Origin of the sequence: Notoacmeibacter sp. MSK16QG-6 (assembly GCF_024158145.1) — a bacterium.
Classification (GTDB): domain Bacteria; phylum Pseudomonadota; class Alphaproteobacteria; order Rhizobiales; family Rhizobiaceae; genus Notoacmeibacter.
In genome coordinates, this window is sequence record NZ_JAMYXM010000003.1 from 217246 (window position 1) to 239879 (window position 22634).

The following is a 22634-nucleotide window of genomic DNA, read 5'->3' on the forward strand; positions in this document are numbered from 1 at the left end:
CTAGTGCGATTTATGCGCTTCTCGGGCCATGTCGGCCGATAATGGAGCGCAAGCCTCCTGCTCCAGAAGCCGATAATATTCGGCCAGCGATTGTTCCGGAATCGGCCGTTCGATACGGCCGGTTTCGCTGAGCCGGTCGATCCGGTCGACACGGAACATGCGAAAGTCATTGCGCAGTTCGCACCAGCCTATCAGCGTCCATGCTTTTCCCCAGAATACCAGCGCCAGGGGCCGGACGCACCGTTTCGTGCGAGCCTTGGCTTCGTCTGCGTAATCGAGTTCGATGACCTCATTGCGCTCCACTGCGCCATTGATCCGGTCGATCAGCGCGCGATGCGGCGGATCGATGAGGAACGGCGGGACGAAGAGACGCAGCCCATCGGCCGCCCGCGCCCGATCTTCGGGAAGGACCGTCTCGATCTTGTCGAGCGCTCCGCGCGCTGCGCTGCTCATCACGTCACCGCCAAACGCCATGATCATGCGAACGCCCGCAGCGAGCGCTGACACTTCCTCGATGGTGAACATTAGCGGCGGCAGGTCGAAACCGGGCCGCATGACATAACCCACGCCAGCCTCGCCATCGATGGGCACGCCCGCGCCCTGCAAATCGGCAATATCACGATAAATCGTGCGCTCGGAGACTTCCAGTTCTGTCGCCAGAGCCTTCGCCGTGAGAACGCGGCCGCGGCGAAGGGCCTGAACGATCATGAAAAGACGGTCGGCGCGTCGCATATCCGTTCTCCGATATCAGCACCGACCATCGCGCATTTCTTCAAGAGGTAAAGAGGCCGATCGAGTTACCATCCAGATCGTTGCAATAAACGAAGCGCCCGGCCGGAATTTCAATGACCGGCGATACGATTGTGCCGCCAGCGTCCTTGGCTCTCTGCGTCGCCTCTTCCGCCGTACCATCCACCGCCAGATGGATGGTCGGACCTTCGCCATTCGCCGCCGATTTCCCTTCATAGAGATGGCCGGCAACCACTGCTTTATCTTTTCCTTCGAAGACCAGCATCGCCTTGCCGTCCGCCTGCTCCTCCCTGAAGGAATGCCCGGTGGCCTTTTCGTAAAATGCCCGGCTGGCGCTGAGGTCGCTGACCGGCAGCTCAAACCAGACGCAAATATTTTCTTTCGTCATGTTCGTTTCTTTCACTGCGTTGACAATGACCGAACATGTCACACCGCTACTGACAGCCTCATGTCAGGAATAAAACACTGTGATCCACCTCAACCTTTCGGACAATCGCGCGTTCTTGAACCATCAACCGACGGAGACTTGAGATGTTCAAACGGATTGTCAAAACGCTGATTATCGGCTGGATCATGAAACGCGTGCTCGGCACGTCCGAGCGTAAGCCGGAACGCCGCCGCGTTGCCTGATCATTCCTTGTCGGCAGGCGGAAGCGGAACGTTCAGCGCCCGTCTTCCGCCGTCGACGAGAATTGTTTCGCCCGTCATGTAAGCTGCACGGCCGGACACCAGAAACTTTACCAGTTCGGCCACTTCGTCGGGTTCGCCCAGCCTGCCGAGAGGCGTTCGGCTCAAAATCTGATCGCGTATACCGGGGTTGTCCGTCAGATTGGCGACCATATCGGTCGCGATGGTGCCGGGCGCGACGCCATTCACCCGAATACCCCAAGGCGCAAGCTCCACGGCGGCGCTTCGCGTCAGTTGGTCCATCGCCCCTTTGGACACGCAGTATGCAAGTTGGCCATTCATCGCCACCCTGCCATTCAGTGACGAGATGTTGACGATAATGCCCGGCGAGCGGCCATCTTCGGCCTGCGACACCATAAGCCGCGCCGCGGCCTGAATTGTTAGAAATGAGCCCGTTACGTTGATGTCGAGGACGTGGCGGAAGGCATCTTCGTGAAGATCGAGAAGTGGGCAGCGCTCCAGAATCGCGGCATTGTTGACGAGAATATCGATCGTTTCGAAATGGTCCACGGCCAGCGCCATGAGATTGTGAACATCGAGCCGTTTCGACACATCGGTACGGATAAACTGCACGGAGCCATGCGCCGACAAACGCTCTTCCGCCGCCTCCCCCATATTCTGATCCATATCGGCGATGACGACTTTTGCGCCTTCTCTGACGAGTTCATTGGCGACGGCGAGACCGATCCCACTGGCGCCTCCGGTCACGATGGCCGTCCTGCCGTCTATGCTCATGGCGAATTTCCCTCTGCTTAGGGCTAAGGATGGCCCTGTTCCGCCATCCGTCAATTGCCTCCACGCAATCGGCTGTGTCGGCTACCGGATTAAACTGCATCAATTTGCAGCGGCAGGGGGAACCTTCGCCCTTATCGGCGCTTTGTTTCAGGTAAGTTTCTGAAAAATGGGAGGCATAAGGCATCCAATGAACAGTATTATCTATCTCGTCGGCTTAGTCGTGGTCGTCATCTTCATCCTTTCTTTACTCGGACTCACCTGAGGGAATTTTCATGCCCCATGATCCCAAATCCAGCGCGGCCGCCGATAAGGCGAAGGCCGATGCCGCTGGCGTAAAACAGGCAGCTCAGCGCGAAGCTGACGCAGCCTCTCATCAAGCTTCAAGAGCCGCATCCGACATGAAGGCGGAAGCGTCGAATATGGCGGAGAAGGCAAAACAGGAAGGCCTGCACCAGGCAGAACGCGGCAAGGATGCTGCGGCTTCGACCGTCGGAGATTTCGCCGCATCCGTTCGCGCCGCAGCCGACAAACTTGGCGAACGCGACCAGTCCATGTCCGCCAGCCTCGTGCGCGAAGCTGCCCGCGGTCTGGAAGACGTGAGCGGCGCGATTTCCGGCCGCTCCGTCGGCGAGATCGTCAACAGCGTATCCGGCTTTGCACGCAGCCAGCCGACCGCCTTCCTCGTCGGCGCTGCTCTGACTGGTGTGGCGCTTGGTCGTTTTGCCCGGTCATCGACCGCACATACGCCTCGTGATTATGGCGAGACGCCCCCGCCGCCTGCACCTTACACGGGCTCCGCGGCTGTCACACCGACACCAGATCCAGTGTCGCCCTCCTCGCCGGTTGCACCGTCTCCCTCACCATCCACGACAGCTGCGAAACCGAGCCCTTCGGCAACGGTGACCAGTAGCCGGACGCCAAGCGCCGGCGGCACGATCAGTGGCGGAACGAGCGGGCCGATTGGCCAGCCAAAGAAGGGACAATAATTATGAGTCAGCCAACAGACCATTCAAACGATGCCCGTTCGCTACCCGACCTGGTTCGCACACTCGTTGACGAGGTCCGCGCGCTCTTCCAGACAGAAGGCAGGCTGATCCGTTCGGAGATCAATGACAAAGTCACTCAGGTTCAGGTTGGCGGCGGCGAGATCGCAGCCGGCGCCATGTGTCTTCTTGTTGCTCTCTTCGTCCTGAGCCAGGCGCTCGTCGCGGCCATCACCAAATTGCTGGCGGTGTTGTTCGACAGCGAAGCGGCAACGTCGGCAGAAGCCGCCGCTGGCAGCGGCTGGGCCGCTTGGGCTGCATTGATCGTCGGCGTTCTCTTTGCCGTGATCGGTGTCGTCCTCCTCAATCGTGGACGCACCAATCTGCAAGCAAAAAATCTCGTACCGGAGCGGACTGCTGATCAGGTCTCGCGCGATGCGAAACTCGTTAAGGAGCAAACACGATGAGCGACAAGACCGACCGCCTCGAGGCGGAAGCGGAACGTCATCGTTCCAATATCGATAGCACCATCGACGCGCTGAAGGATCGTATGAGCCCCGGCCAGATGATGGATGAGGCGCTTGGCTTCTTTAAAGAAGGCCAGGTTGCCGATGCCGGACGCAATTTCGGTCAGCAGGTGCGGGACAATCCTCTCGCACTCGGTCTGATCGGAGCCGGCGTGGCCTGGCTTGCCTTTGGCAGCGGCGTACGCTCCACCGGCCGCGACCTCTATGACCGATACGGACCGGACCACAGCGATCATGACGTGGACGAATATGGCCGGTTTCGCGCGGTCGGTGGACGCCATCTCGACCCGGACCGGTTTCCCGACAGCGGCGAATATCACGATCCGTATCGCTCACCGTCGGATGCCGATCCGCGAACGGGCGGCGCAACCTATGTCAGTGGCAGCGCAGGCGGTTCGACCGGCTCTTCGCTGAAAGACAAGGCTGCAAGCGCCGGGTCATCTGTGTCCGGTGCGGCATCCAGCACAGGCTCGGCGGTCGGTAGCGCGGCGTCGAAGACTGGTTCAGCCATATCGAGCGGCGCCTCCAAAACAGGCTCCGCAATATCCGGCGCAGCCTCTTCCGTTGGCGAAGGTGCTCGCTCGGCAGGCTCGGCGATTGGCGGGGCGGCATCCAGTGCGGCATCCGGCATTGCGTCTGGCGCTTCGGCGACCGGGCAGGCTGCCAGCGATGCAGCGTCGAGCACCGGTCAGGCCTTTGCCGATGGTGGTCGGGCGATCGGCCGTGGCGCTTCGCAGGCTGGCCGTTCGGCGGCGCGGGGCTATCGTAGCGTGCAGTCGGAACTGATCAGCGCATTTCGCGATGAACCTCTCGTCTTCGGTGCCATTGCCGTTGCCGTCGGGGCGGCTATCGGCGCTGCATTGCCGCCGACGCGCCGTGAAGATGAGTGGATGGGCCAGACGCGTGACGATCTGCGCGATCAAGCCTATCAGCGAGGCCGCGAAGCTGTAGCCGATGCTCAGGACGTCGCGGAGAAAACCTACGCCGCTGCGTCGGAGAAAGCGGAAGAGAAGGGTCTCAAGCCGAAAGGCGAAGGTGAGACATTCGCCGACAAGGCGGCAGATGTGGCTCGGACCGCAGCGAAAACCGCTAAGGACGAGGCTGCGAAAAAGACCTGATCGAATAGATGATGGTTAGAGAGATTAAGGGGCGCGTTTTCGACGCGCCCTTTTTTCATTCTGCCGGTCTCGCTTAGCCCTGGTTGCCTTCATCCAGAGGACGGGTCAGCAAGCCGCGTCGGTCCAATACCGCCGAAACCTCGTCCAAAATGGCCGGATCGTCGATGGTGGCGGGCACTGGCGCTTCTTCCCTGTCGGCGATCTTCTGCATGGTGGCCCGAAGGATCTTGCCGGAGCGCGTCTTCGGCAACCGCTTGACGCAGACGAGTTGGCGGAAGGCAGCGACCGCGCCGATTCGGTCGCGCACCATCGCGACGACTTCTCTTTCCAGTTCGGATTCAGGACGATCCACGCCATTGGATAGGACCACAAAGCCGAGCGGCACCTGCCCCTTCATCGGATCGGCGATGCCGATGACAGCCGCTTCGGCGACATCGGGATGTTCTGCAAGAACCTCTTCCATCGCACCGGTCGAAAGGCGGTGCCCGGCAACATTGATGATATCGTCCGTTCGCGACATAATGAACAGATAGCCATCCTCGTCGATTTTGCCGGCATCCGCTGTTTTGTAATAGCCGGGATACTCGGTGAGATAGGCGTCGCGGAACCGCTGATCGGCGTTCCAGAGCGTCGGCAGGGCGCCCGGCGGAAGCGGTAATTTGACCACGACATTGCCCAGCGTATCCGGCTCGGTAACGGGCGCGCCCTCATCGTCGAGGATCTGGATATCGTAGCCCGGCATCGGCTTGGTGGGCGAGCCGTATTTGACGGGAAGGAGGCCAAGACCGGCAGGGTTGCCGCACATGACCCAGCCCGTTTCCGTCTGCCACCAATGGTCGATAACCGGCACTTTCAGTTGCCGCTCCGCCCATTTGATCGTCTCGGGATCGGCCCTCTCGCCGGCAAGAAACAGGGTCTCGAAGGATGAGAGGTCGTATTTGTCAATGAACGCGCCTTCGGGATCCTGCTGCCGAATGGCGCGGAAAGCGGTGGGCGCGGTGAAAATGGCCTTGACCCCATACTCCTCGACGATGCGCCAGAAGACGCCTGGATCGGGCGTGCCGACCGGCTTGCCTTCGAAAATGATGGACGTCGCCCCACGCAGCAGCGGGCCATAGACGATGTAGGAATGACCGACCACCCAGCCGAAATCGGATGCGGTGAAGAGAACGTCACCCGGATCGATTCCGTAGAAGTTCTTCATCGTCCACTCAAGCGCGACCATATGGCCGCCATTGTCGCGAACGACGCCTTTCGGCTGGCCGGTCGTGCCGGACGTGTAGAGAACGTAGAGCGGATCGGTCGCCGCCACCGGGGTCGGCTCAACCGTACGTCCTTCGGCAGCGGAAACGGCGTCCATCCAGTCGACATCTCGACCTTCGACCATGGAGGCCTCCGCCTGCGGCCGCTGGAAGATGATGCACTTTTCGGGCGGTAACGCGGCCATCTCGATGGCTTTGTCCAGCAGGGGCTTATATTCGACGATCCGCGATGGCTCCAGCCCGCAGGAGGCCGCAATCACCATCTTCGGCTTGGCATCGTCGATGCGTGTCGTCAGTTCTTTCGCGGCAAATCCGCCGAAAACCACCGAGTGAATAGCGCCGAGACGCGCGCATGCGAGCATCGCCACGGCTGTTTGCGGGATCATCGGCATGTAGAGAACGACACGGTCGCCCTTGCTGACGCCGTGGTCGGAAAGGACCGCGGCCATGGCGTTGATCTGGTTCAGAAGCTCTGAATAGGTGATCTTGCTCTTCTGCCCCGTGATCGGGCTGTCGTAGATAATGGCGACCCGGTCGCCATTGCCGGCCTCGACATGACGGTCGACCGCATTGGCGCAGGTGTTGCACTCGGCTCCGGTAAACCAGCGCCCGTAAACGCCCGCTTCGCTGTCGAAAATCTTTTCCGCCGGCTTTATCCAGTCGATCGCCTCGGCCTGCTCGGCCCAATAGGCTTGCGGATCCGCCTTCCACTGCGCATAGGCGGTTTCATAGTCGCTCATCGTGTCCTCCCGACATAAAGCCTGCCACCGGTTCTTTGCCAAACTGCGCGACAATGAACCATTTGACTATGGACGTATATGATCTGGGACAGATCAAACGCCGAACGGCCCCGCCAATGGAGGGGCCGTTGCAAGCACTTCTTTAGACGAAAGTGATCGTTACTGGCTGTCTCGCTGAACACAGACGGCGATAATCTCGCTCGAATAGGCGCCGCGATTTTCCGCGACCTTCTCGCAAAGTTTCTGGAGGTCGTCATCGGACAGGCCCGTCGCACTCGTTATCGTGCCATCGACGCCGGTAATGACGGAACTGGCAGCCTCGTTGCCCGGAATAAGCGAACCAGGCGTTACGCCAGCATTGACGCTTGCATTGGTATCGCCGCTATTGATGTCGACCGACGCAGCAGTGCCCGATCCTCCAAGATTGACGTCTGCATCGGCATTTGTGCCGCCCAGCGCTCCGCTACCGACATTGACGTTGGCGGTCGTACCGTTGGTCCCGCCGAGATTGACGTCAGCATCGGCCGTCGTGCCACCCGCAACGCCGCTTCCGGCATCGACACTGGCGCTGGTCCCGCCACTGCCGCCAAGGCTGGCATCGGCCGACGCGCTCGTACCGCCGGCAGCGCCGGAGCTTGCATCAGCGCTGGCTCCGCCACCACCGACGCTCGCATCGGCAGAAACGCCGCCAACGTCCGCATCGGCGCTGACCTGGGCGAAGGATGGGGTCATGGGCGCAAGAGCGAAAGCGGATGCAAGCAGTGAGACTTTAAGAATATTCATGGCAATCTCCTTTTCGGTTGCTACTCACAACAATCGAAAAAGGGCTCAAAGGATGCGATTCCTAAGATAGACTCGAATATGAAGGCTAACCGTAAGTTAATATGGCGAAATAAGCCAATTTTAACGAACGACTATTTCTTCTTTTCTTTCAAGATCATTCATGTCAGAAGGCTGACTATCCTCCAACGGATTCGCAAAAGGCGCTCGTGTCGAAAGCCTTCTCCCTCCTCATCATTCTGATCATGGTCGTACAGATCATATACCCGCTTGGCCTGCCCGGCCTGAAGCGGCGGCGTGATTTCTGGAAACTGGCGCTTGTCGCTCTGGCGATCATCGCGCTTACCGTCATGATCCGCCCATAGCGGCATCGGTTACGTTAAAGACGCAGGGTCCAGCGAAGCGTCCGTACCCGAACCATTGGCGTGATGTTGCGATGGCGGCGCAAACTCCGAACGTGCAATATGTTCGGCGATATGCCGCGCCCAGACATTGTAGCCGACGGGACCGGCGTGAAATCCATCGCGAGAGAAATGATCCGGCAGAACCAGATCGATCGCCGGCAGCACGGTAACGCCCTGTTCGCGGCAGACACTCCACCCAACGCGGGAAAGCGTATCGGCGCGTAGATCGATGATCGTGGCGAGCGGTTCCGGCAGATTGGGCATCTTGCGGAAATCCAGTAGCGATCCCCAGTAGAGCTTTGCATCGGGGAAGCGCGCTTTCACGGCGAAAATCAGGCGGGTCAGGTCACGCACAAACCGGCGGCGCGTATGAAAATTCTTCGCGTCGTTGTGGCCGACTGACAGGATGATATGCGACCAGCCGCCATGCGGCAGGTTGGGCACAACGCATTCTGTGACTTCTCGAACGATAGAACCATTGAAACCATATGCTCGCCAGCGAATCGGACGGCTGGTCATTTCCTGCAAGCGCCGTGCGATGGATGGCGTGAGCGTATCGTCCTGCCGCTCCGTCCCGACGCCATGAACCGTGCTATCGCCGATCACCAAAAGCGAGATTTCGGCTCCGCGGCCGGTCAGTCGACCACCGGTTCGCCCGGGTGGCGGCGCAAGGCGCGGTGTTCGGATACGGGTCCAGAGTCCTTGAAGAAGATAGATTGGAACGGCCAGATCGGAGAGCAGCCAGGCAAGGCGCGAATGCCGGCTGACCGGCTCTACCGACGGCAGCAGTCCCGCTTCACTGATAATTCGGTATTGATAATGTCGTCGATGGCGACGCATTCGACTTCGAACCCGTATGGCCTCATTGCGGCTCTTCTCAAGATAAAGGTGCGGCAGCAAAAATAAACAGCCCAGCCTTGGGCAGCACGATCACTATTCGTCTCCGCTGTTTCCAAGCATGTGATCGGCCAGATGAGCGCCGAGCGCCGCATAGCCCATGGAGCCGGCGTGAAATCCGTCGCGGGCAAAGCCCTTGGCCTCGGCAGCGGTCATCTCCGGCAGGGCAATCATGCCTCGTTCCCGGCAGAGCTGTCGGGCGCGGCGGCTCAGAAGTTCGGCACGCATATCGAGCACTGTTGCAAGTTGTCGTGGCAGGCCTGGCACCAGACGCAGGTTGAAAATCGGATTCCAGAACAGTATCGCTCCGGGAAACCGGGCTCGAAGCCCGTAGATCAGATGGCCGAAATCACGATTGAAGCGCCGTGCGCTATGCCAATTCTTCGCATCGTTGATGCCCGCCGACACGACGATATGGGTGAAGTCGCGCGGCTCAAGATGCGGAAGAACATGGGAGGTCAATTGAGGCACAGTCGCCGAGTTGAAGCCGGCAGCCCGCCAGCGGATGGCCCGGCCGGACATCGCCGATAAAGACCGGGCGATGCAGTTGGCCAGCCCCTCTTCCTGCCGGTTCACGCCGACGGCTTGCACCGAACTGTCGCCGATGACGAGAAGCCTTATCTCCTGCGCCGCGCCGTCGATACGGCCCTCGATCGGCCCTGGTGGCGGCGACAGACGCAAGCTGCGACGGCGCATACCGACACCCTGCCAAACATAGATCGGCAGGCCGAGCAGTGAGAGTGGCCCGGTGAAACGCCCATACCGCCCATGCTCTATAGCGGCGGACGGTTCTATACCGTCCTCGCTAATCGACCCGGAGAACGGCTCACCTCGTTTCAGCACGCGATTTTCTCAGCCTTTCCCGCCATCTTCCAGAGCTTTGACACCCGGCAGGGTCTTGCCTTCCATCCATTCCAGAAAAGCGCCGCCGGCTGTCGAAACATAAGTGAAATCGCCCGCAACGCCAGCATGATTGAGGGCCGCCACGGTATCGCCGCCACCGGCGACCGAAATCAATTCACCGGCCCGGGTTCTCTCGGCCGCATAGCGGGCTGCCGCGACCGTCGCCGCATCGAAGGGCTCTATTTCGAACGCGCCAAGCGGGCCGTTCCAGATCAGCGTGTTGGCCTGTTCGATCCAGCTTTTTACTTTCTCGACGCTTTGCGGCCCGGCATCGAGAATCATCTGACCTTCCGGCACGGCGTCGACCGCGACGGTGTCACTCGGCGCACCCGCCTTGAATTCGCCAGCGACCACAGCATCGACCGGTAGAACGACAGAGCAGCCGGCCTTCTCGGCTTCCGCCTCGATCTCGCGGGCGGTCTGCCCAAGTTCGGCTTCGCACAGAGACGCCTGAACATCGGTGCCGTTGGCCGCCAGAAAGGTATTCGCCATGCCGCCGCCGACGACGACTGCGTCCACCTTCTTCACAAGATTCGTCAGCAGGTCGATTTTGGTGGAGACCTTCGCGCCACCAACGATCGCGACAACCGGGCGTTTCGGATCGCCAAGCCCTTTCTGCAGCGCTTCCAGCTCGGTCTGCATCGTTCGCCCGGCATAGGCAGGCAATTTGTGCGCCAGACCTTCGGTTGAGGCGTGGGCGCGGTGGGCAGCCGAGAATGCGTCATTGACGTAGAGATCGCCTAGGCTCGCATAGCGGCTGGCGAGGTCCGAATCGTTCTTTTCTTCGCCAGGCTCGAATCGAGTATTTTCCAGGAGCAGCACATCGCCGTCGGCCATTTTCGAGATAGCGGCTTCGGCTTCGTCGAGCGTCGCGAAATGCACACGATGGTCGAGCACCTCCTCTACGGCGGCGGCGACCGGCTTGAGGCTCATTTCGGCAACGACCTTTCCCTTGGGACGACCGAAATGGGCGAGCAGGATCACCTTGGCGCCCTTGCCGGACAACTCCTCAATGGTCGGCGCGACGCGTTCGATGCGTGTAGCGTCGGTCACCCGTCCATCCTGCATCGGCACATTAATATCGACGCGCACAAGCGCGCGTTTGCCAGCCAGTTCGGTCAGGTCGTCAAGCGTCTTGAAGCTCATTTTGGCAACACCTCTGGTTCGTTTCCGGCTTTCGCATAAAGGGCCGCAGCGGCAACGTCCAGATGAGGGAGCGGGCGAACAGCCTGTCGCCTCAACCCGGCTGGCGGGCAAAGGCGAGCGTCACGCCAAAGCCGGCGATAACGACGCCGAACACCCGCTCCATCCAAACGCGAAGCGCCAGGAAGGCACGGCGCACCGAAGGGCGAGCGAAAAAGAGGGAGACGACGGTGAACCAGAGGAACGCCGTGATTGCTGTCGTCGCACCGAAAGCCAATTGCAGCCCCAGCGGCGTTTCCGGCGTTGCCACCTGCGTATAGATGGAAAGGGTAAAGAAGGTCGCCTTTACATTTGTGACATTGGTCAGAAAGCCCCATCGCAGCGCCTTCCATGGCGCCATTGGCTCAAGTCCGGCATCCGCGTCGACCAATGTTCCGCGGGCCACGCTTGCGTTACGGATCATGGAAAGGCCGAGAAAGACCAGATATGCCGCGCCGATCCATTTCAGAACATTGAAAAGGACGATCGACTGGCTGACGGCGACGCCCACGCCTGCAATGGCGTAGCCGGCATGAATGAGAAGCGCCAGCCCGATCCCTGCTGCCGTCATGATACCGGCGCGACGCCCGCTCATCAGCGCATTGCGTGAGACGACCGCGAAATCCGGCCCCGGCAATATGGCCGCCAGCAGCGTTAGAAGAAAAACAGTAAGGATGCCGGTCATGATGATTCTCGCTGATCGGGGCATCGTCATACCGGGACTTGTTCCCGGTATCCAGAAACTTTTCCCCCGACAGGCTGGATTCCGGGGACGAGCCCCGGAATGACGTTTTGCTGACTATTGTCTCAGATCAGCTTGCCCATTGCGACGGCTGTATCGGCCATGCGGTTGGAGAAGCCCCATTCATTGTCGTACCAGGAAAGGATCGAGCAGAACGTACCGTCCATCACCTTGGTCTGGTCCATATGGAAGATCGACGAATGCGGATTGTGGTTGAAGTCGATGGAGACATTCGGCGCATCGGTGAACGACAGAACGCCCTTCAGATCGCCATTGGCCGCATTGCGGATCGCATCGTTGATCTCATCGACGCTGGTCGATTTGCCGGCGATGAACTTCAGGTCCACCACCGAGACATTCGGCGTCGGCACCCGCATGGCAAAGCCGTCGAGCTTGCCGTTCAGTTCCGGCAGAACCAGGCCGACCGCCTTGGCCGCGCCGGTCGAGGTCGGGATCATGCTCATCGCCGCGGCGCGGGCGCGGTAGAGATCCTTGTGCATCGTGTCCAGCGTCGGCTGGTCGCCCGTATAGGAGTGGATCGTCGTCATCATGCCCTTTTCGATGCCGATGACATCGTTCAGCACCTTGGCGACCGGCGACAGGCAGTTGGTCGTGCAGGACGCGTTGGAGACGACCAGATCGTCCTTGGTCAGCGTGTCGTGGTTGACGCCGTAGACGATGGTCTTGTCGGCGCCCGAGGCCGGTGCGGAGACCAGCACGCGCTTGGCGCCGGCATCCAGATGCATGGACGCCTTCTCCTTGGCGGTGAAGATGCCCGTGCATTCCATCACCACATCGATGTCCAACTCGCCCCAAGGGAGCGCCTTCGGGTCGCGCTCGGAAAGCACCTTGAAGCTGTCGCCGCCTTCGATCTTGATCGTGTCGCCATCGACCTCGACCGCCTTCGGAAACGCGCCATGCACGCTGTCGAACCGCATCAGATGGGCATTGGTCTCGACCGGGCCGAGATCGTTGATGGCCACTATATCCACATCGGTGCGGCCGCTCTCATAAATGGCGCGAACCACATTGCGGCCGATGCGGCCGAAGCCATTGATGGCGATACGAAGCGTCATAAGCGATTTCTCCTGCGGAAGGCGGGCCGCGAGCCGCCGTATATATAGCAGCGCGCGCCCCTGAATTCGGTTCGCCCCGCTCATAATCCTGCCGCGAGGAAGAATCCACCCCGCGCATTATCGCAGAGACAAACCTTCTCCGCTAACCTAGCGGTCAAGGTAGAAGGATGAGGCGAAAATGAGCTATCTAGAGATCATAAATGCGTTCGCTACTATTGTGATCGCGGTTTTCGCCATCGTGGCAGTGTGCGTCCAGTGGAAGCAAAATTCAAATGCTCAAAAAATTGCAAATGCGAATTATATTCTAGCGCTACATGACAGAAGATTAGAATTTCTGATAGCGGTCGAAAAATGCATCGCTGAAATCGCGACGAAGGACCAACCGGGATTCGATATAGCGGCAAAACTCTATCATCAACCCAAAAATCACCGATATATTCTACCGGGAAAAGCGCAGAAACATGTGAAAGAAATTATGAACAGAGCCTTTGAGTATGATCAGGCACGGCGTGAACTCGAAAACACCGGCCGAGATGATCCGAGCCGACAACAGCGGCAAATTGAAGTCACCGAAAAGCTGAAATGGTTTGCAGATGAGCTCGATAAAGAGAGACTTCGAACAGAACTCTCCCCCTATCTCACTCTACCGCCATCAATCGAATAGCCCTCTACCCGCGATCTAGCGCCGCCAGACGTTTTTCGGCCGCACTGACAATCGCTTCTGCCGTGATACCGAAATGCTCGAACAATTCATCGGCCGGAGCCGAGGCGCCGAACCCCTTCATACCGACGAACGGATCGTCGCGGTCGAGAAACAGATCCCAGCCTTGTCGAAGCGCCGCTTCGACACCGACGCGGACCTTCGAATTGCCACGAATGGCGGCCTTATAGGCTTCACTCTGTTGCTCGAAAAGTTCGAAGCAGGGCACGGAAACGACACGCGTCGGGTGGCCCTTGGCTTCAAGAGTTTCCCGAGCTTCCAGCGCCAGCTCCACTTCGGAGCCCGTGGCGAAGATGGTCACATCCGGCTGGGCGGAAGCGGTTTCCAGCTCATAAGCGCCGTAGCGGCACATATTCTCTTCTTCGAATTCGTGACGCACGGTCGGCAGACCCTGCCGCGTCAAGGCCAGCGTCGAAGGGGTATCGCGGCTTTCCAATGCCAGTTGCCAGCATTCCATCGTTTCGCAGGCATCCGCCGGACGGAAGATGTAGTGGTTCGGAATGGCCCTCAGGGCCGCCAGATGTTCGACTGGCTGATGGGTCGGACCGTCCTCGCCGAGACCGATGGAATCGTGGGTCATGACATAAATGACGCGCAGGCCCATCAGGGACGACAGGCGCATCGCCGGGCGGCAATAATCGGTAAAGACCATGAAGGTCGCGCCATAGGGAATGAGGCCGCCATGAAGGGCGATGCCATTCATGGCGGCGGCCATGCCGTGTTCGCGAATGCCGTAGTAGATATAGCGGCCGGAGAAGTCCTCCGCCGAAACCGGCTTTGTCTGGCTGGTCTTGGTATTGTTCGAGCCGGTCAGATCGGCGGATCCACCGATGGTCTCCGGCACAGCACCGTTGATGACTTCCAGCGCCATCTCGGAAGCCTTGCGTGTCGCGACCTTCGGTTTGTCCTGCGTCAGCGTCTTTTTATAGTCGGCAATCGCCGTCTCCAGCGCGCCGGGCAGATCGCCTCGCATGGCCCTTTCGAAAGCAGCCTTCAACTCCGGATCGGCATTCTGCAGCCGGTCTTCCCAGGCCGTTCTCGCCTTGGTGGAACGAAGGCCCGCGAGCCGCCAATCGTCGAGAATTTCGCTCGGTATATCGAAGCTCTCATGCGGCCAGTCCAACGCCTTGCGCGTCGCGGTGATCTCATCCGCGCCGAGCGGGCTGCCATGGACCTTATTCGTGCCGACCTTGGTCGGCGCGCCGCGACCGATTTCGGTCTTGCAGGCAATCATGGTCGGCTTGTCGTTTCCGCGCGCTTTTTCGATGGCTTCGGCGATGGCTTCGGCATCGTGTCCGTCCACTTCCAGCGTCGCCCAGCCGGATGCTTCGAACCGCGCCCGCTGATCGGTGGAATCGGACAGATCGACCGATCCATCGATGGTGATGCCGTTATTGTCCCAGAAAACGATCAGCTTGTTGAGCTGAAGATGACCGGCAAAGGCGATTGCTTCCTGGCTGATGCCTTCCATCAGGCAGCCATCGCCGGCAATCGTATAGGTGTAATGGTCGACCAGTTCGTCGCCATAGCGGGCATTCAGAAGCCGTTCGGCCAGCGCCATGCCGACCGCGTTGGTGATGCCCTGCCCGAGCGGGCCGGTGGTAGTCTCGATCCCGGCGGCGTGGCCGTATTCCGGATGGCCGGCGGTCTTGCTGCCGAACTGGCGAAAGTTCTTGATCTCGTCCAGCGTGATATCTTCGTAACCGGTCAGGTAGAGCAGCGAATAAAGCAGCATCGAGCCATGGCCAGCGGACAATACGAAACGGTCTCGGTCGGGCCAGTCCGGGTTTTTCGGATCGTGTTTCAGAAAGCGTGAAAACAGGACGGTCGCAATGTCCGCCGCGCCCATCGGTAAACCGGGATGGCCGGAATTGGCCTGTTCTACCGCATCCATGGAAAGGAAGCGGATCGCATTGGCCATCCGTTCGTGTTTTTCCGACTGGGTCATGTTCAACTTCCATATTTGGGAGCGGCAACTGGTAACAATCTTGCCACTCGGGAAAGGCCGTTATTGAAGGGTGCTCCACATAACAGGTGACTACCGGGAGTCAATAAAACCCTGCTGTCGGCCGTTCAGGCCGCGTGATCGTGGCGATAAAGGTCATCTATTCGCAAGGTCTGTTTCGTCGACTGCCGCTTTGCGCAGAACCTTCAATTCGCTGAGAATCGCCCTGTTCAATGCGCCGCCGGATGCTTTGTCGTAAGCGGCGAACATCGGCATGCTGTTGATCTCCAGGAACTCGATCTGCCCGGTCTGTGGATTGGTCTTCAGGTCGGATGCGGAAAAGGCCAGACCGAATTCATCTGCAACGCGTCGCAATTTGGGAATGATCGTCGGGTCCGGCGGGCCGTCGGGTACGTGCCGTAAGGTGTAATTCGGCCGCTGACGGTAGTCCAGATCGGTCGATCGGACCTCGAATGTGCAGGATTGCTCGCCGATTACATAGATGCGGTATTCCGGATAGACCAGACGCTGTTGAACGATGGCCGGCTGAGGCGCTTTGCCCTTCCGCCACGATGTCGCGGAGGCGGCCTTCTCGCCCTTGAGGACATAGTCGCCGCCGTTGACGGGCTTTGCGATACCCGCATCGGGCTGAAGCAAAGAACTCAAAGCCTCCGCCTCATTGGAAATGACGGTCCTTGGAATCGTCAGGCCGTGTTTCTTGGCCAATGTCAGGCCGAGCGGCTTGTTAAGCGCGCAGAGACGGGTCTGACCCTTGGCAAAGCTTCGGATATGCGGGTTGGCGATGGTCCAGCCTTCCACCACCGAATAGAAAGCGTGAGACATCTCCAGAAACTCCCGGCTGCGGGAGCGGCCATGCTGGAAATATTCCATGCGGAAAAAGACGGCCGACGCATTGACCGTCCGACCGTCTACGACCAGACGCGCCGTTGAGGGGTCGTATGTGACGCCTATGCCAGGCTGGGTGTAATCCAGATAGGCAACGTCGACGCCAGCCGATCTGGCCTCTTCGTAGAGGCGGATCAGGCTGACATCGTTGCGGCCGCCGGCAATCAGAAGCAAATTACGGTCTTCCAAGGCTTAGCGTCTGCCAAACGGCGTTTTTCCCTTTTGGGCCGTCGCGACCCAGTACCAGCGGCCGTTCCGGTAAACCCATCGGCCCTTCGCATTCTGCGGATTGGTCGGCTCGAACGGCCCCGGATTGAAGGGCCCAGGCCAGGGATAGGGCGGCTGGGGATGCGTTTCCCAATATGTCGTGGTGGGCGGCAGCGGTCCCGGCGGGTTGTCGGTGATCCAGTGCTTGTCGGTTTCACCCGGAAAAATCGTCGGCAGGTTTTCCCATTGGGTGGGGTCCTGCTCCCTGAATGTCGGCGCTTCCTCACCGAATGTCGGCGGATCCTCGAAAAAGGTCGGGCCGTCTTCAGAGGCTGTGGGAATTTCCTCGATGCCGTAGCTCGGCCCTTCCTCGCGAAAGGTCGGCTGATCTTCTCCAAATGTGGGCGGCTCCTCGCCCTCGTCCAGCGTCGGAAGGTCTTCTTTGGGGTCGGTTGGGTAGTCTTCGCCGAGGGTCGGTGCTTCCTCGCCTTCCTCGAACGTGATCGGCGGAAGCGTATCAGCATCGCCGGCGCCGCCGGGCTGTGGCATGACCGACATCCGTGCTGAGCGCTGGAGGGGGCGCATTAGGCGCGTAAGCTCGTTGCTGCGCGAAACAATCCGCACACCGACGAGCTTGCCGTCCGCACCATCCCACTGAAAGGTCGCAGAAACAGGAAATTGCGGGATCACCTGTAATGCCGGATCGTCTGGCGGCGTGCCGACAAACTCCAGATCGAGAATGCTGTCCGCACTCAATTCATCTTCGAGCGGCCGTAATTTGATATCGCGCCAGCCGGAGGTCGCGGGAAACCCGGATGCCTGAATGATCGTGTGGTCGGTCTTTTCGGAAGGCGTCGAGATAGCGACGTCGACGACTTTGTAGATTCGAGCCTTGGCCATGAAAACTCCCCTAGCGTCACCCCCGGCAGTCAAACTAACCGAATGGACCGGTCGGTCAATGGCCGGCAGCGCCGGCAATGCTGCGATCACCGGTGGATGGCGTGGCGTGGCGCGTTGACCCGTCCTTAAAGCGGCCCATAAGCTGCGCTTTCTAATAGGCGGAAAAGCCCCGTTGATTCGTGGGCAGTCTTGTTCGTTCGGTGGGACATAATGACGCAGGAGAGCGATTTTCGCCAGGCGATCAAGCATCTGGCCGAGGCCATCGGCACGCTGGAAAACGCGGTCGATGCCCGGCTTGAACATGAGCAGGATTTCGTCGGCGCTCAGGAGGAAGTGCAGCGACTGAACACAGACCGCTCCCGCCTCGCCAGCCTTTTGGACGAAAGCGAAGGCCGGGCCGAACGGCTGGCGGACGCCAATCGAGAAGTCTCCAACCGTCTCGTCGCCGCCATGGAGACGATCCGCGCCGTTGTCGACCGCTAGGACAGGAATGAATGGCGCAAGTCTCCGTCACCATCGATGAAAAGACCTATCGCATGGCCTGCGATGAGGGACAGGAAAAACACCTTCTGGGCCTCGCAGAACAGCTCGACGGTTATATCCGGCATCTGAAGGGCAGTTTTGGCGAGATCGGCGATCACCGTCTGTCGGTCATGGCCGGCATCATGGTTATGGACGAACTGTCCGACACCAAAGCCCGGCTCGACAAGCTGGAAGCCGAGATCGAAACCTTGAAGGACCAGCGCGACAGCGCCGAAAAGAAGGCGCGAGAAGCGGGCGGCGTCATTGCCGGCGACATTACGAAGCTGGCCGAACGCGTGCAGACGATCGCCAAAAAGCTGGATGGCTGACTAACCCTCCAGTTCCTCCTTCAGCATTTCCAGCTCCAGCCATTCCTCCTCGGCAGCGGTGAGCTTGCCCTTCGCGGCTTCGATCTCCTTTGCGAGCGCATTGAAGCCCTGCGGGTCGCGGCTGAAGAAGTCAGGCTCGGCCAGTTTCGCTTCGCCCTTTTCGATCTCGGCGTTCAGCGCTTCCATCTCGCCGGGCAGCTTTTCCAAGCGGAATTGCTGTTTGTAGGAGAGCTTGGCGGCTTTCTTTTTCGTCTCGGATTTCGGAGGAGTCGGAACCGGGCGGGAAACGGATTTGCTTTCGGCGGCCTCGCCAATCGCCCTGAAGGGCCGGCTGCCGCGCTGCGCCAGCATGTCCGAATAGCCGCCCGCATAATTGGTCCAGCGCCCGTCGCCTTCCGGCACCAGCGTGCTTGTCACCGTGCGGTCGAGAAAGTCGCGGTCATGGCTGACCAGTATGACCGTACCTGCAAAGTTCGCCACCAGTTCCTGCAGCAGATCCAGCGTTTCCATATCGAGATCGTTGGTCGGCTCGTCGAGCACCAGCAGATTGGCCGGCTGCGCCAGCGTTCGCGCCAGAAGCAGCCGGGCCTTCTCGCCGCCCGATAATTCGCGAATAGGCGTCCGCGCCTGCTCGGGCGAAAACAGAAAGTCCTTCATATAGGAGATGACGTGTCGCGGCTGATCGTTGATAACGAGTTGGTCCCCTCTCCCGCCGGTCAGCCAGTCGGCAAGACCCATATCGGGATCGAGCGCGGCGCGGCGCTGATCCAGCGTCGCGACCTCCAGATTGGTGCCGTGTCGTAGCGTTCCCTCATCGGCGGCGAGGTCGCCAATCAGCAATTTCAGAAGCGTCGTCTTGCCGGCGCCATTCGGTCCGACAAGGCCAATCCGGTCGCCGCGCAGAACGCGGATCGAAAAATCACGGACGATTGGCCGCCCGCCATAACTCTTCGCGAGCCCCTTTGCCTCGATAATGAGCTTGCCGCTCGCGTCGGCCTCGCTGGCAACAATCGTGGCATTGCCCTGCGGGCCGCGCCGCTCGCGATATTGGCGGCGCAGTTCGGCCAGTTCGTCGACACGACGCATATTACGCTTGCGCCGACCCGATACGCCATGGACGATCCAGTGTTGCTCGCGCTCGATCTTGCGACCGAGCTTGTGATGGGCGAGTTCCTCTTCTTCCAGCAGCTTGTCGCGCCAGTCTTCGAATTTGGCAAAGCCCTCTTCGAGCCGACGGGTCTTGCCGCGGTCGAGCCAGATCACTTTATCGGTCACATTTTCCAGAAAGCGCCGGTCATGGCTGATGGTGACGAGGGCCGAGCGGCTGCGCGCCAACTCTTCTTCCAGCCATTCGATCGTCGCCAGATCGAGATGGTTGGTCGGCTCGTCCAGCAGCAGAATATCCGGCTCCGGCGCCATCAATCGCGCCAGCGCCGCGCGGCGCGCCTCGCCACCGGAAAGTGTGGTGGGGGCCGCTGAGGGCTTCAGACCGAGATGTTCGATGAGATAGAGAACCCGCCAATGATCGTCTGCCGGGCCGAGCCCGGCCTCAACATAAGCTTCAACTGTTTCAAATCCCTCGAAATCCGGGACCTGCGGCAGATAGCGCAGCGTCGCGCCGGGCTGGCGAAAAATCTCGCCGTCCATCGGCTCCGTCTGACCGGCAGCGATTTTAAGGAGTGTGGATTTGCCCGATCCATTCCGGCCGATGAGCGCGATCTTTTCGCCCTGACCGATGGAAAGCGAAGCGCCCTCGAACAGCGGCGCACCGCCGAACGTCAGGAAAATATCGTCGAGCGTCAGAAGAGGTGGCGCCATCGATCAGTCCGCGTCCTCATCGGATTCCACGGCATCGGCGATCATTCCGGCTACCGCACGGTCCGTCATGGCTGGCTCGAATACATCCTGCGTCACCAGCAGCAGTCCACGCCCGGCAGACAGCGTGATCGTAAGCGGCCCTTCCGCGACATTTGAGAGTGTTCGAGATGAGCCAAACGGAATCGTTTCTTCGGCCAGCGGCCAGCGCGCACCACTCACCGATAGATCCTTCAGATCGGAAAAGACGAGGATCGAAAAGAGCGTGCCCTCCGAAAACTCGAAACGGTTCTCTTCGCCGATGCGAAGGGGATATCCTTCCTGCCGACCATCGGTCAGCACCGTATCGATCCCGGCTTCATGAAGTCCGATGGCGGCCATAGTGATCTGCATGGCATGGTCGAGACGCGGCCCGCCGAACGCGCCTACCACCAGAAGGGAGCGTGCGCCGCGCCGAATCGCTTCGCGAAAGGCCAGATCGCCGTCGGTCATGTCCTTGTCGACTGGGTGACGTTGTATTTCGACCTCGCCGAACCGCTCGATATCGCCGGGCGACACGCTGTCGAAATCGCCGACCCACAGTTCGGGCGTAACGCCAAGCCTTTCGGCGTGCGCCATTCCGCTATCGGCGGCAATGACGGACAGGCCCGCGATCTGGCTCATCAGACGGGGCGTCGCGTCCATGTCACCCCCCAGAAATAGCGCGTAGCGGGTCATGGTGTGTCCTTCTTATCCGTCATCGACCTGAATTCCAGCGGCCCGCTCTAACCATTTCCTTCATCTTTCGCCAGCCATAGTCATGTGGCGGGCGGCGTCATGCCGTCGCCCGGAAGGAGCCATAATCCTGAATTACGCCAACACGCAGCCGGCCTTGCTTTCGCAGCCGGCCAAGGGCAGGGATCATGCAAACGATCGGGATCAGACCAGGTATTCCACTCTTGATACGCCGCCCGAATTTCACCACACCCCGCAAGAGCGGGATAACTCGCCTCCGCTCGCTGGGTTTTGCTGCTTTAGCCGGGTTCGCCCTGTCAGGTTGCGCCGCAGTGACGGACAGTATCGTCGACACGTCCAGCCAGACACGCGGCGAAGCCATCCTGGGCCCGTCCTCCAAGCCCGTTACGGTCGACAACGTCGCCGGGAACGATCGATTGCGGCGCCTTGCCGCCGAACAGCATCCGAAGATCGTTGCCTCCTATGGCGGCGAGTATAACGACCCGAAACTTGAGCGTACCGTTGCCCGGATCGTCGGCGAATTGACCACCGCTGGCGACAACAACACGCAGATCTACAATATTGCGGTTCTGGATTCGCCCTCGATCAACGCCTTCGCGCTACCCGGCGGATATCTCTACATCACACGGGGACTGCTGGCCCTTGCCAGCGATTCGGCGGAGCTGGCGACGGTCATCGCCCATGAGATGGCGCATGTGACGGCCAATCACGGTATCGAACGGCAGAAGATGGAGCGTGCGGAAACAGTTGCGACAAAAGTGGCCGAAGACCTGCTCGGCAGCTCCAACGCCGCCCGCGCTGCTGCAATCAGGGGCCAGTTACGGCTGGCGCAGTTCTCACGCGGTCAGGAACTGGCGGCCGACGCAATCGGCATCCGCGCCACCGCAGCCGCAGGTTTCGACCCCTACGCAGCCGTTCGGTTCTTAAGAGCGCTCAGCGCCTATACGCGCTTCCGTTCGGTCACCGGTGCAAAGCCGGAGCTGGATTTTCTGGCAAGCCACCCGACCAGCGAACGCCGCATGGAGATCGCCCAGCGTCTGGCCCGGCAACAGGGCGGACCTGGTGTCGGCACCCGCGCACGCGACGCCTATCTCGCCGGCATCGATGGCATGGTTTATGGCGACACAGCCGCCGAAGGCTTTATTCGCGGGCGCGACTTCCTGCATCCTCGGGTCGGCATCGGCTTCCGGGTTCCAAAGGACTTTGTGATCGACAATTCGGCAGAGGCGGTGACGGCGGCCGGACCGAACGATATGGCCATCCGGTTCGACGGTGTGCGCGTGGCGCGCAGTATCCCCCTGACCGATTATCTGGCAAGCGGCTGGATCGGCGGTCTAGACCCCAATTCAGTCGAGGCCGGTAGCGTCAACGGTTTGCCCTATGCGCGCGCCAAGGCCGCGGCCGATGGCTGGCAGTTTGCCATCTCGGTCTATCGGGTCGGCGACAATGTCTATCGCCTGCTCACCGCTGCGCCTCTTGGCACGGAAGAACTTCCATCGCTGGCCGAAGAGACGGCGCGGTCATTCCGCGTTCTGTCTAAATCGGAGCGCGCCGGGCTGAAGCCCTTACGAATCAAGATCGTCACCGCCGGGTCTGGCGATACCGTGAAAAGCCTTGCCGCTCAGATGGCGCCGATCGAGCGCAAGGAACAACTCTTTCTCGTACTGAACGGACTCGATGCCAGGGATGCAATCAAAGCCGGGCAGAAATTCAAACTGGTTGTCGAATAAAAAAACCCGGCCTCTACGGCCGGGCAAACTGTGCCACT

At 60.1% G+C, this 22634-nt stretch carries 23 protein-coding genes; 8 read left to right on the top strand and 15 right to left on the bottom strand.

Annotated features, from left to right (window positions below):
- From NIM86_RS12130 to NIM86_RS12140, 3 genes are all read right to left on the bottom strand, one after another.
- Entirely contained in the window at nucleotides 1–732 is a 732-nt protein-coding gene (locus NIM86_RS12130) for a YafY family protein (RefSeq protein ID WP_253382476.1), read from the bottom strand.
- Nucleotides 733–772: 40 nt separating this feature from the next.
- Nucleotides 773–1138, bottom strand: a complete 366-nt coding sequence (locus NIM86_RS12135; protein WP_253382478.1) for a VOC family protein — start codon at nucleotides 1136–1138, stop codon at nucleotides 773–775.
- 242 nt (nucleotides 1139–1380) lie between these two features.
- Nucleotides 1381–2172 (bottom strand): SDR family NAD(P)-dependent oxidoreductase, encoded by a 792-nt coding sequence (locus tag NIM86_RS12140; protein WP_253382480.1) that lies wholly within the window; start codon nucleotides 2170–2172, stop codon nucleotides 1381–1383.
- Nucleotides 2173–2444: 272 nt separating this feature from the next.
- On the opposite strand from NIM86_RS12140, the gene NIM86_RS12145 reads away from it, so the two are divergent.
- From NIM86_RS12145 to NIM86_RS12155, 3 genes are read left to right on the top strand one after another with little or no spacing between them, the layout of a single operon-like run.
- Entirely contained in the window at nucleotides 2445–3158 is a 714-nt protein-coding gene (locus tag NIM86_RS12145; protein ID WP_253382482.1) for a hypothetical protein, read from the top strand.
- A gap of 2 nt (nucleotides 3159–3160) precedes the next feature.
- Nucleotides 3161–3622: a phage holin family protein gene (locus NIM86_RS12150; protein ID WP_253382484.1), complete on the top strand. Its 462-nt coding sequence runs from the start codon at nucleotides 3161–3163 to the stop codon at nucleotides 3620–3622.
- Nucleotides 3619–4800, top strand: a complete 1182-nt coding sequence (locus NIM86_RS12155) for a DUF3618 domain-containing protein (protein WP_253382486.1) — start codon at nucleotides 3619–3621, stop codon at nucleotides 4798–4800. The genes NIM86_RS12150 and NIM86_RS12155 overlap by 4 nt, the downstream gene beginning before the upstream one ends.
- A gap of 73 nt (nucleotides 4801–4873) precedes the next feature.
- On the opposite strand, the gene NIM86_RS12160 is transcribed toward NIM86_RS12155, so the two are convergent.
- Together NIM86_RS12160 and NIM86_RS12165 are read right to left on the bottom strand one after the other, a co-directional pair.
- On the bottom strand, nucleotides 4874–6802 hold the full coding sequence (locus NIM86_RS12160) for a propionyl-CoA synthetase (RefSeq protein WP_253382488.1): 1929 nt from the start codon (nucleotides 6800–6802) through the stop codon (nucleotides 4874–4876).
- 159 nt (nucleotides 6803–6961) lie between these two features.
- Complete coding sequence (locus tag NIM86_RS12165) at nucleotides 6962–7585, bottom strand: hypothetical protein (protein ID WP_253382490.1); 624 nt, start codon at nucleotides 7583–7585, stop codon at nucleotides 6962–6964.
- A 206-nt stretch (nucleotides 7586–7791) separates the two neighbouring features.
- Between NIM86_RS12165 and NIM86_RS12170 the strand changes: the two genes are divergently transcribed.
- The gene (locus NIM86_RS12170) at nucleotides 7792–7947 is read left to right on the top strand and encodes a hypothetical protein (RefSeq protein ID WP_253382492.1); all 156 of its coding nucleotides are present in this window, start codon (nucleotides 7792–7794) and stop codon (nucleotides 7945–7947) included.
- 9 nt (nucleotides 7948–7956) lie between these two features.
- On the opposite strand, the gene NIM86_RS12175 is transcribed toward NIM86_RS12170, so the two are convergent.
- From NIM86_RS12175 to gap, 5 genes are all read right to left on the bottom strand, one after another.
- Nucleotides 7957–8826, bottom strand: a complete 870-nt coding sequence (locus tag NIM86_RS12175; RefSeq protein WP_253382494.1) for an SGNH/GDSL hydrolase family protein — start codon at nucleotides 8824–8826, stop codon at nucleotides 7957–7959.
- 93 nt (nucleotides 8827–8919) lie between these two features.
- Nucleotides 8920–9726, bottom strand: a complete 807-nt coding sequence (locus tag NIM86_RS12180) for a GDSL-type esterase/lipase family protein (protein ID WP_253382496.1) — start codon at nucleotides 9724–9726, stop codon at nucleotides 8920–8922.
- A 9-nt stretch (nucleotides 9727–9735) separates the two neighbouring features.
- Complete coding sequence (pgk, locus tag NIM86_RS12185) at nucleotides 9736–10932, bottom strand: phosphoglycerate kinase (RefSeq protein WP_253382498.1); 1197 nt, start codon at nucleotides 10930–10932, stop codon at nucleotides 9736–9738.
- 91 nt (nucleotides 10933–11023) lie between these two features.
- Nucleotides 11024–11653, bottom strand: coding sequence for a LysE family transporter (locus tag NIM86_RS12190; protein ID WP_253382500.1), 630 nt, complete (start codon nucleotides 11651–11653; stop codon nucleotides 11024–11026).
- 122 nt (nucleotides 11654–11775) lie between these two features.
- Nucleotides 11776–12786 carry a type I glyceraldehyde-3-phosphate dehydrogenase gene (gene gap, locus NIM86_RS12195; protein ID WP_253382502.1) on the bottom strand — a complete coding sequence of 337 codons (1011 nt, stop codon included), beginning with the start codon at nucleotides 12784–12786 and terminating at the stop codon, nucleotides 11776–11778.
- A 178-nt stretch (nucleotides 12787–12964) separates the two neighbouring features.
- Between gap and NIM86_RS12200 the strand changes: the two genes are divergently transcribed.
- Nucleotides 12965–13450 carry a hypothetical protein gene (locus NIM86_RS12200; protein ID WP_253382504.1) on the top strand — a complete coding sequence of 162 codons (486 nt, stop codon included), beginning with the start codon at nucleotides 12965–12967 and terminating at the stop codon, nucleotides 13448–13450.
- A gap of 4 nt (nucleotides 13451–13454) precedes the next feature.
- On the opposite strand, the gene tkt is transcribed toward NIM86_RS12200, so the two are convergent.
- The 3 genes from tkt to NIM86_RS12215 form a co-directional block, all read right to left on the bottom strand.
- Nucleotides 13455–15455: a transketolase gene (gene tkt / locus NIM86_RS12205; RefSeq protein ID WP_253382506.1), complete on the bottom strand. Its 2001-nt coding sequence runs from the start codon at nucleotides 15453–15455 to the stop codon at nucleotides 13455–13457.
- A gap of 153 nt (nucleotides 15456–15608) precedes the next feature.
- Nucleotides 15609–16547: a RimK family alpha-L-glutamate ligase gene (locus tag NIM86_RS12210; RefSeq protein WP_253382508.1), complete on the bottom strand. Its 939-nt coding sequence runs from the start codon at nucleotides 16545–16547 to the stop codon at nucleotides 15609–15611.
- Between the two features lie 3 nt (nucleotides 16548–16550).
- Nucleotides 16551–17465 carry a hypothetical protein gene (locus tag NIM86_RS12215; protein ID WP_253382510.1) on the bottom strand — a complete coding sequence of 305 codons (915 nt, stop codon included), beginning with the start codon at nucleotides 17463–17465 and terminating at the stop codon, nucleotides 16551–16553.
- Nucleotides 17466–17675: 210 nt separating this feature from the next.
- Between NIM86_RS12215 and NIM86_RS12220 the strand changes: the two genes are divergently transcribed.
- The gene (locus NIM86_RS12220) at nucleotides 17676–17948 is read left to right on the top strand and encodes a DUF4164 domain-containing protein (RefSeq protein WP_253382511.1); all 273 of its coding nucleotides are present in this window, start codon (nucleotides 17676–17678) and stop codon (nucleotides 17946–17948) included.
- An 11-nt stretch (nucleotides 17949–17959) separates the two neighbouring features.
- Nucleotides 17960–18316, top strand: a complete 357-nt coding sequence (locus tag NIM86_RS12225; protein ID WP_253382513.1) for a cell division protein ZapA — start codon at nucleotides 17960–17962, stop codon at nucleotides 18314–18316.
- On the opposite strand, the gene NIM86_RS12230 is transcribed toward NIM86_RS12225, so the two are convergent.
- Entirely contained in the window at nucleotides 18317–20134 is a 1818-nt protein-coding gene (locus tag NIM86_RS12230; RefSeq protein ID WP_253382515.1) for an ABC-F family ATP-binding cassette domain-containing protein, read from the bottom strand.
- A 3-nt stretch (nucleotides 20135–20137) separates the two neighbouring features.
- Entirely contained in the window at nucleotides 20138–20848 is a 711-nt protein-coding gene (locus tag NIM86_RS12235; RefSeq protein WP_253382517.1) for a thiamine diphosphokinase, read from the bottom strand.
- A 329-nt stretch (nucleotides 20849–21177) separates the two neighbouring features.
- Between NIM86_RS12235 and NIM86_RS12240 the strand changes: the two genes are divergently transcribed.
- A complete protein-coding gene (locus tag NIM86_RS12240) occupies nucleotides 21178–22596 on the top strand; it encodes a M48 family metalloprotease (RefSeq protein ID WP_253382518.1) in 1419 nt (472 codons plus the stop codon).
- Nucleotides 22597–22634 lie beyond the last annotated feature (38 nt).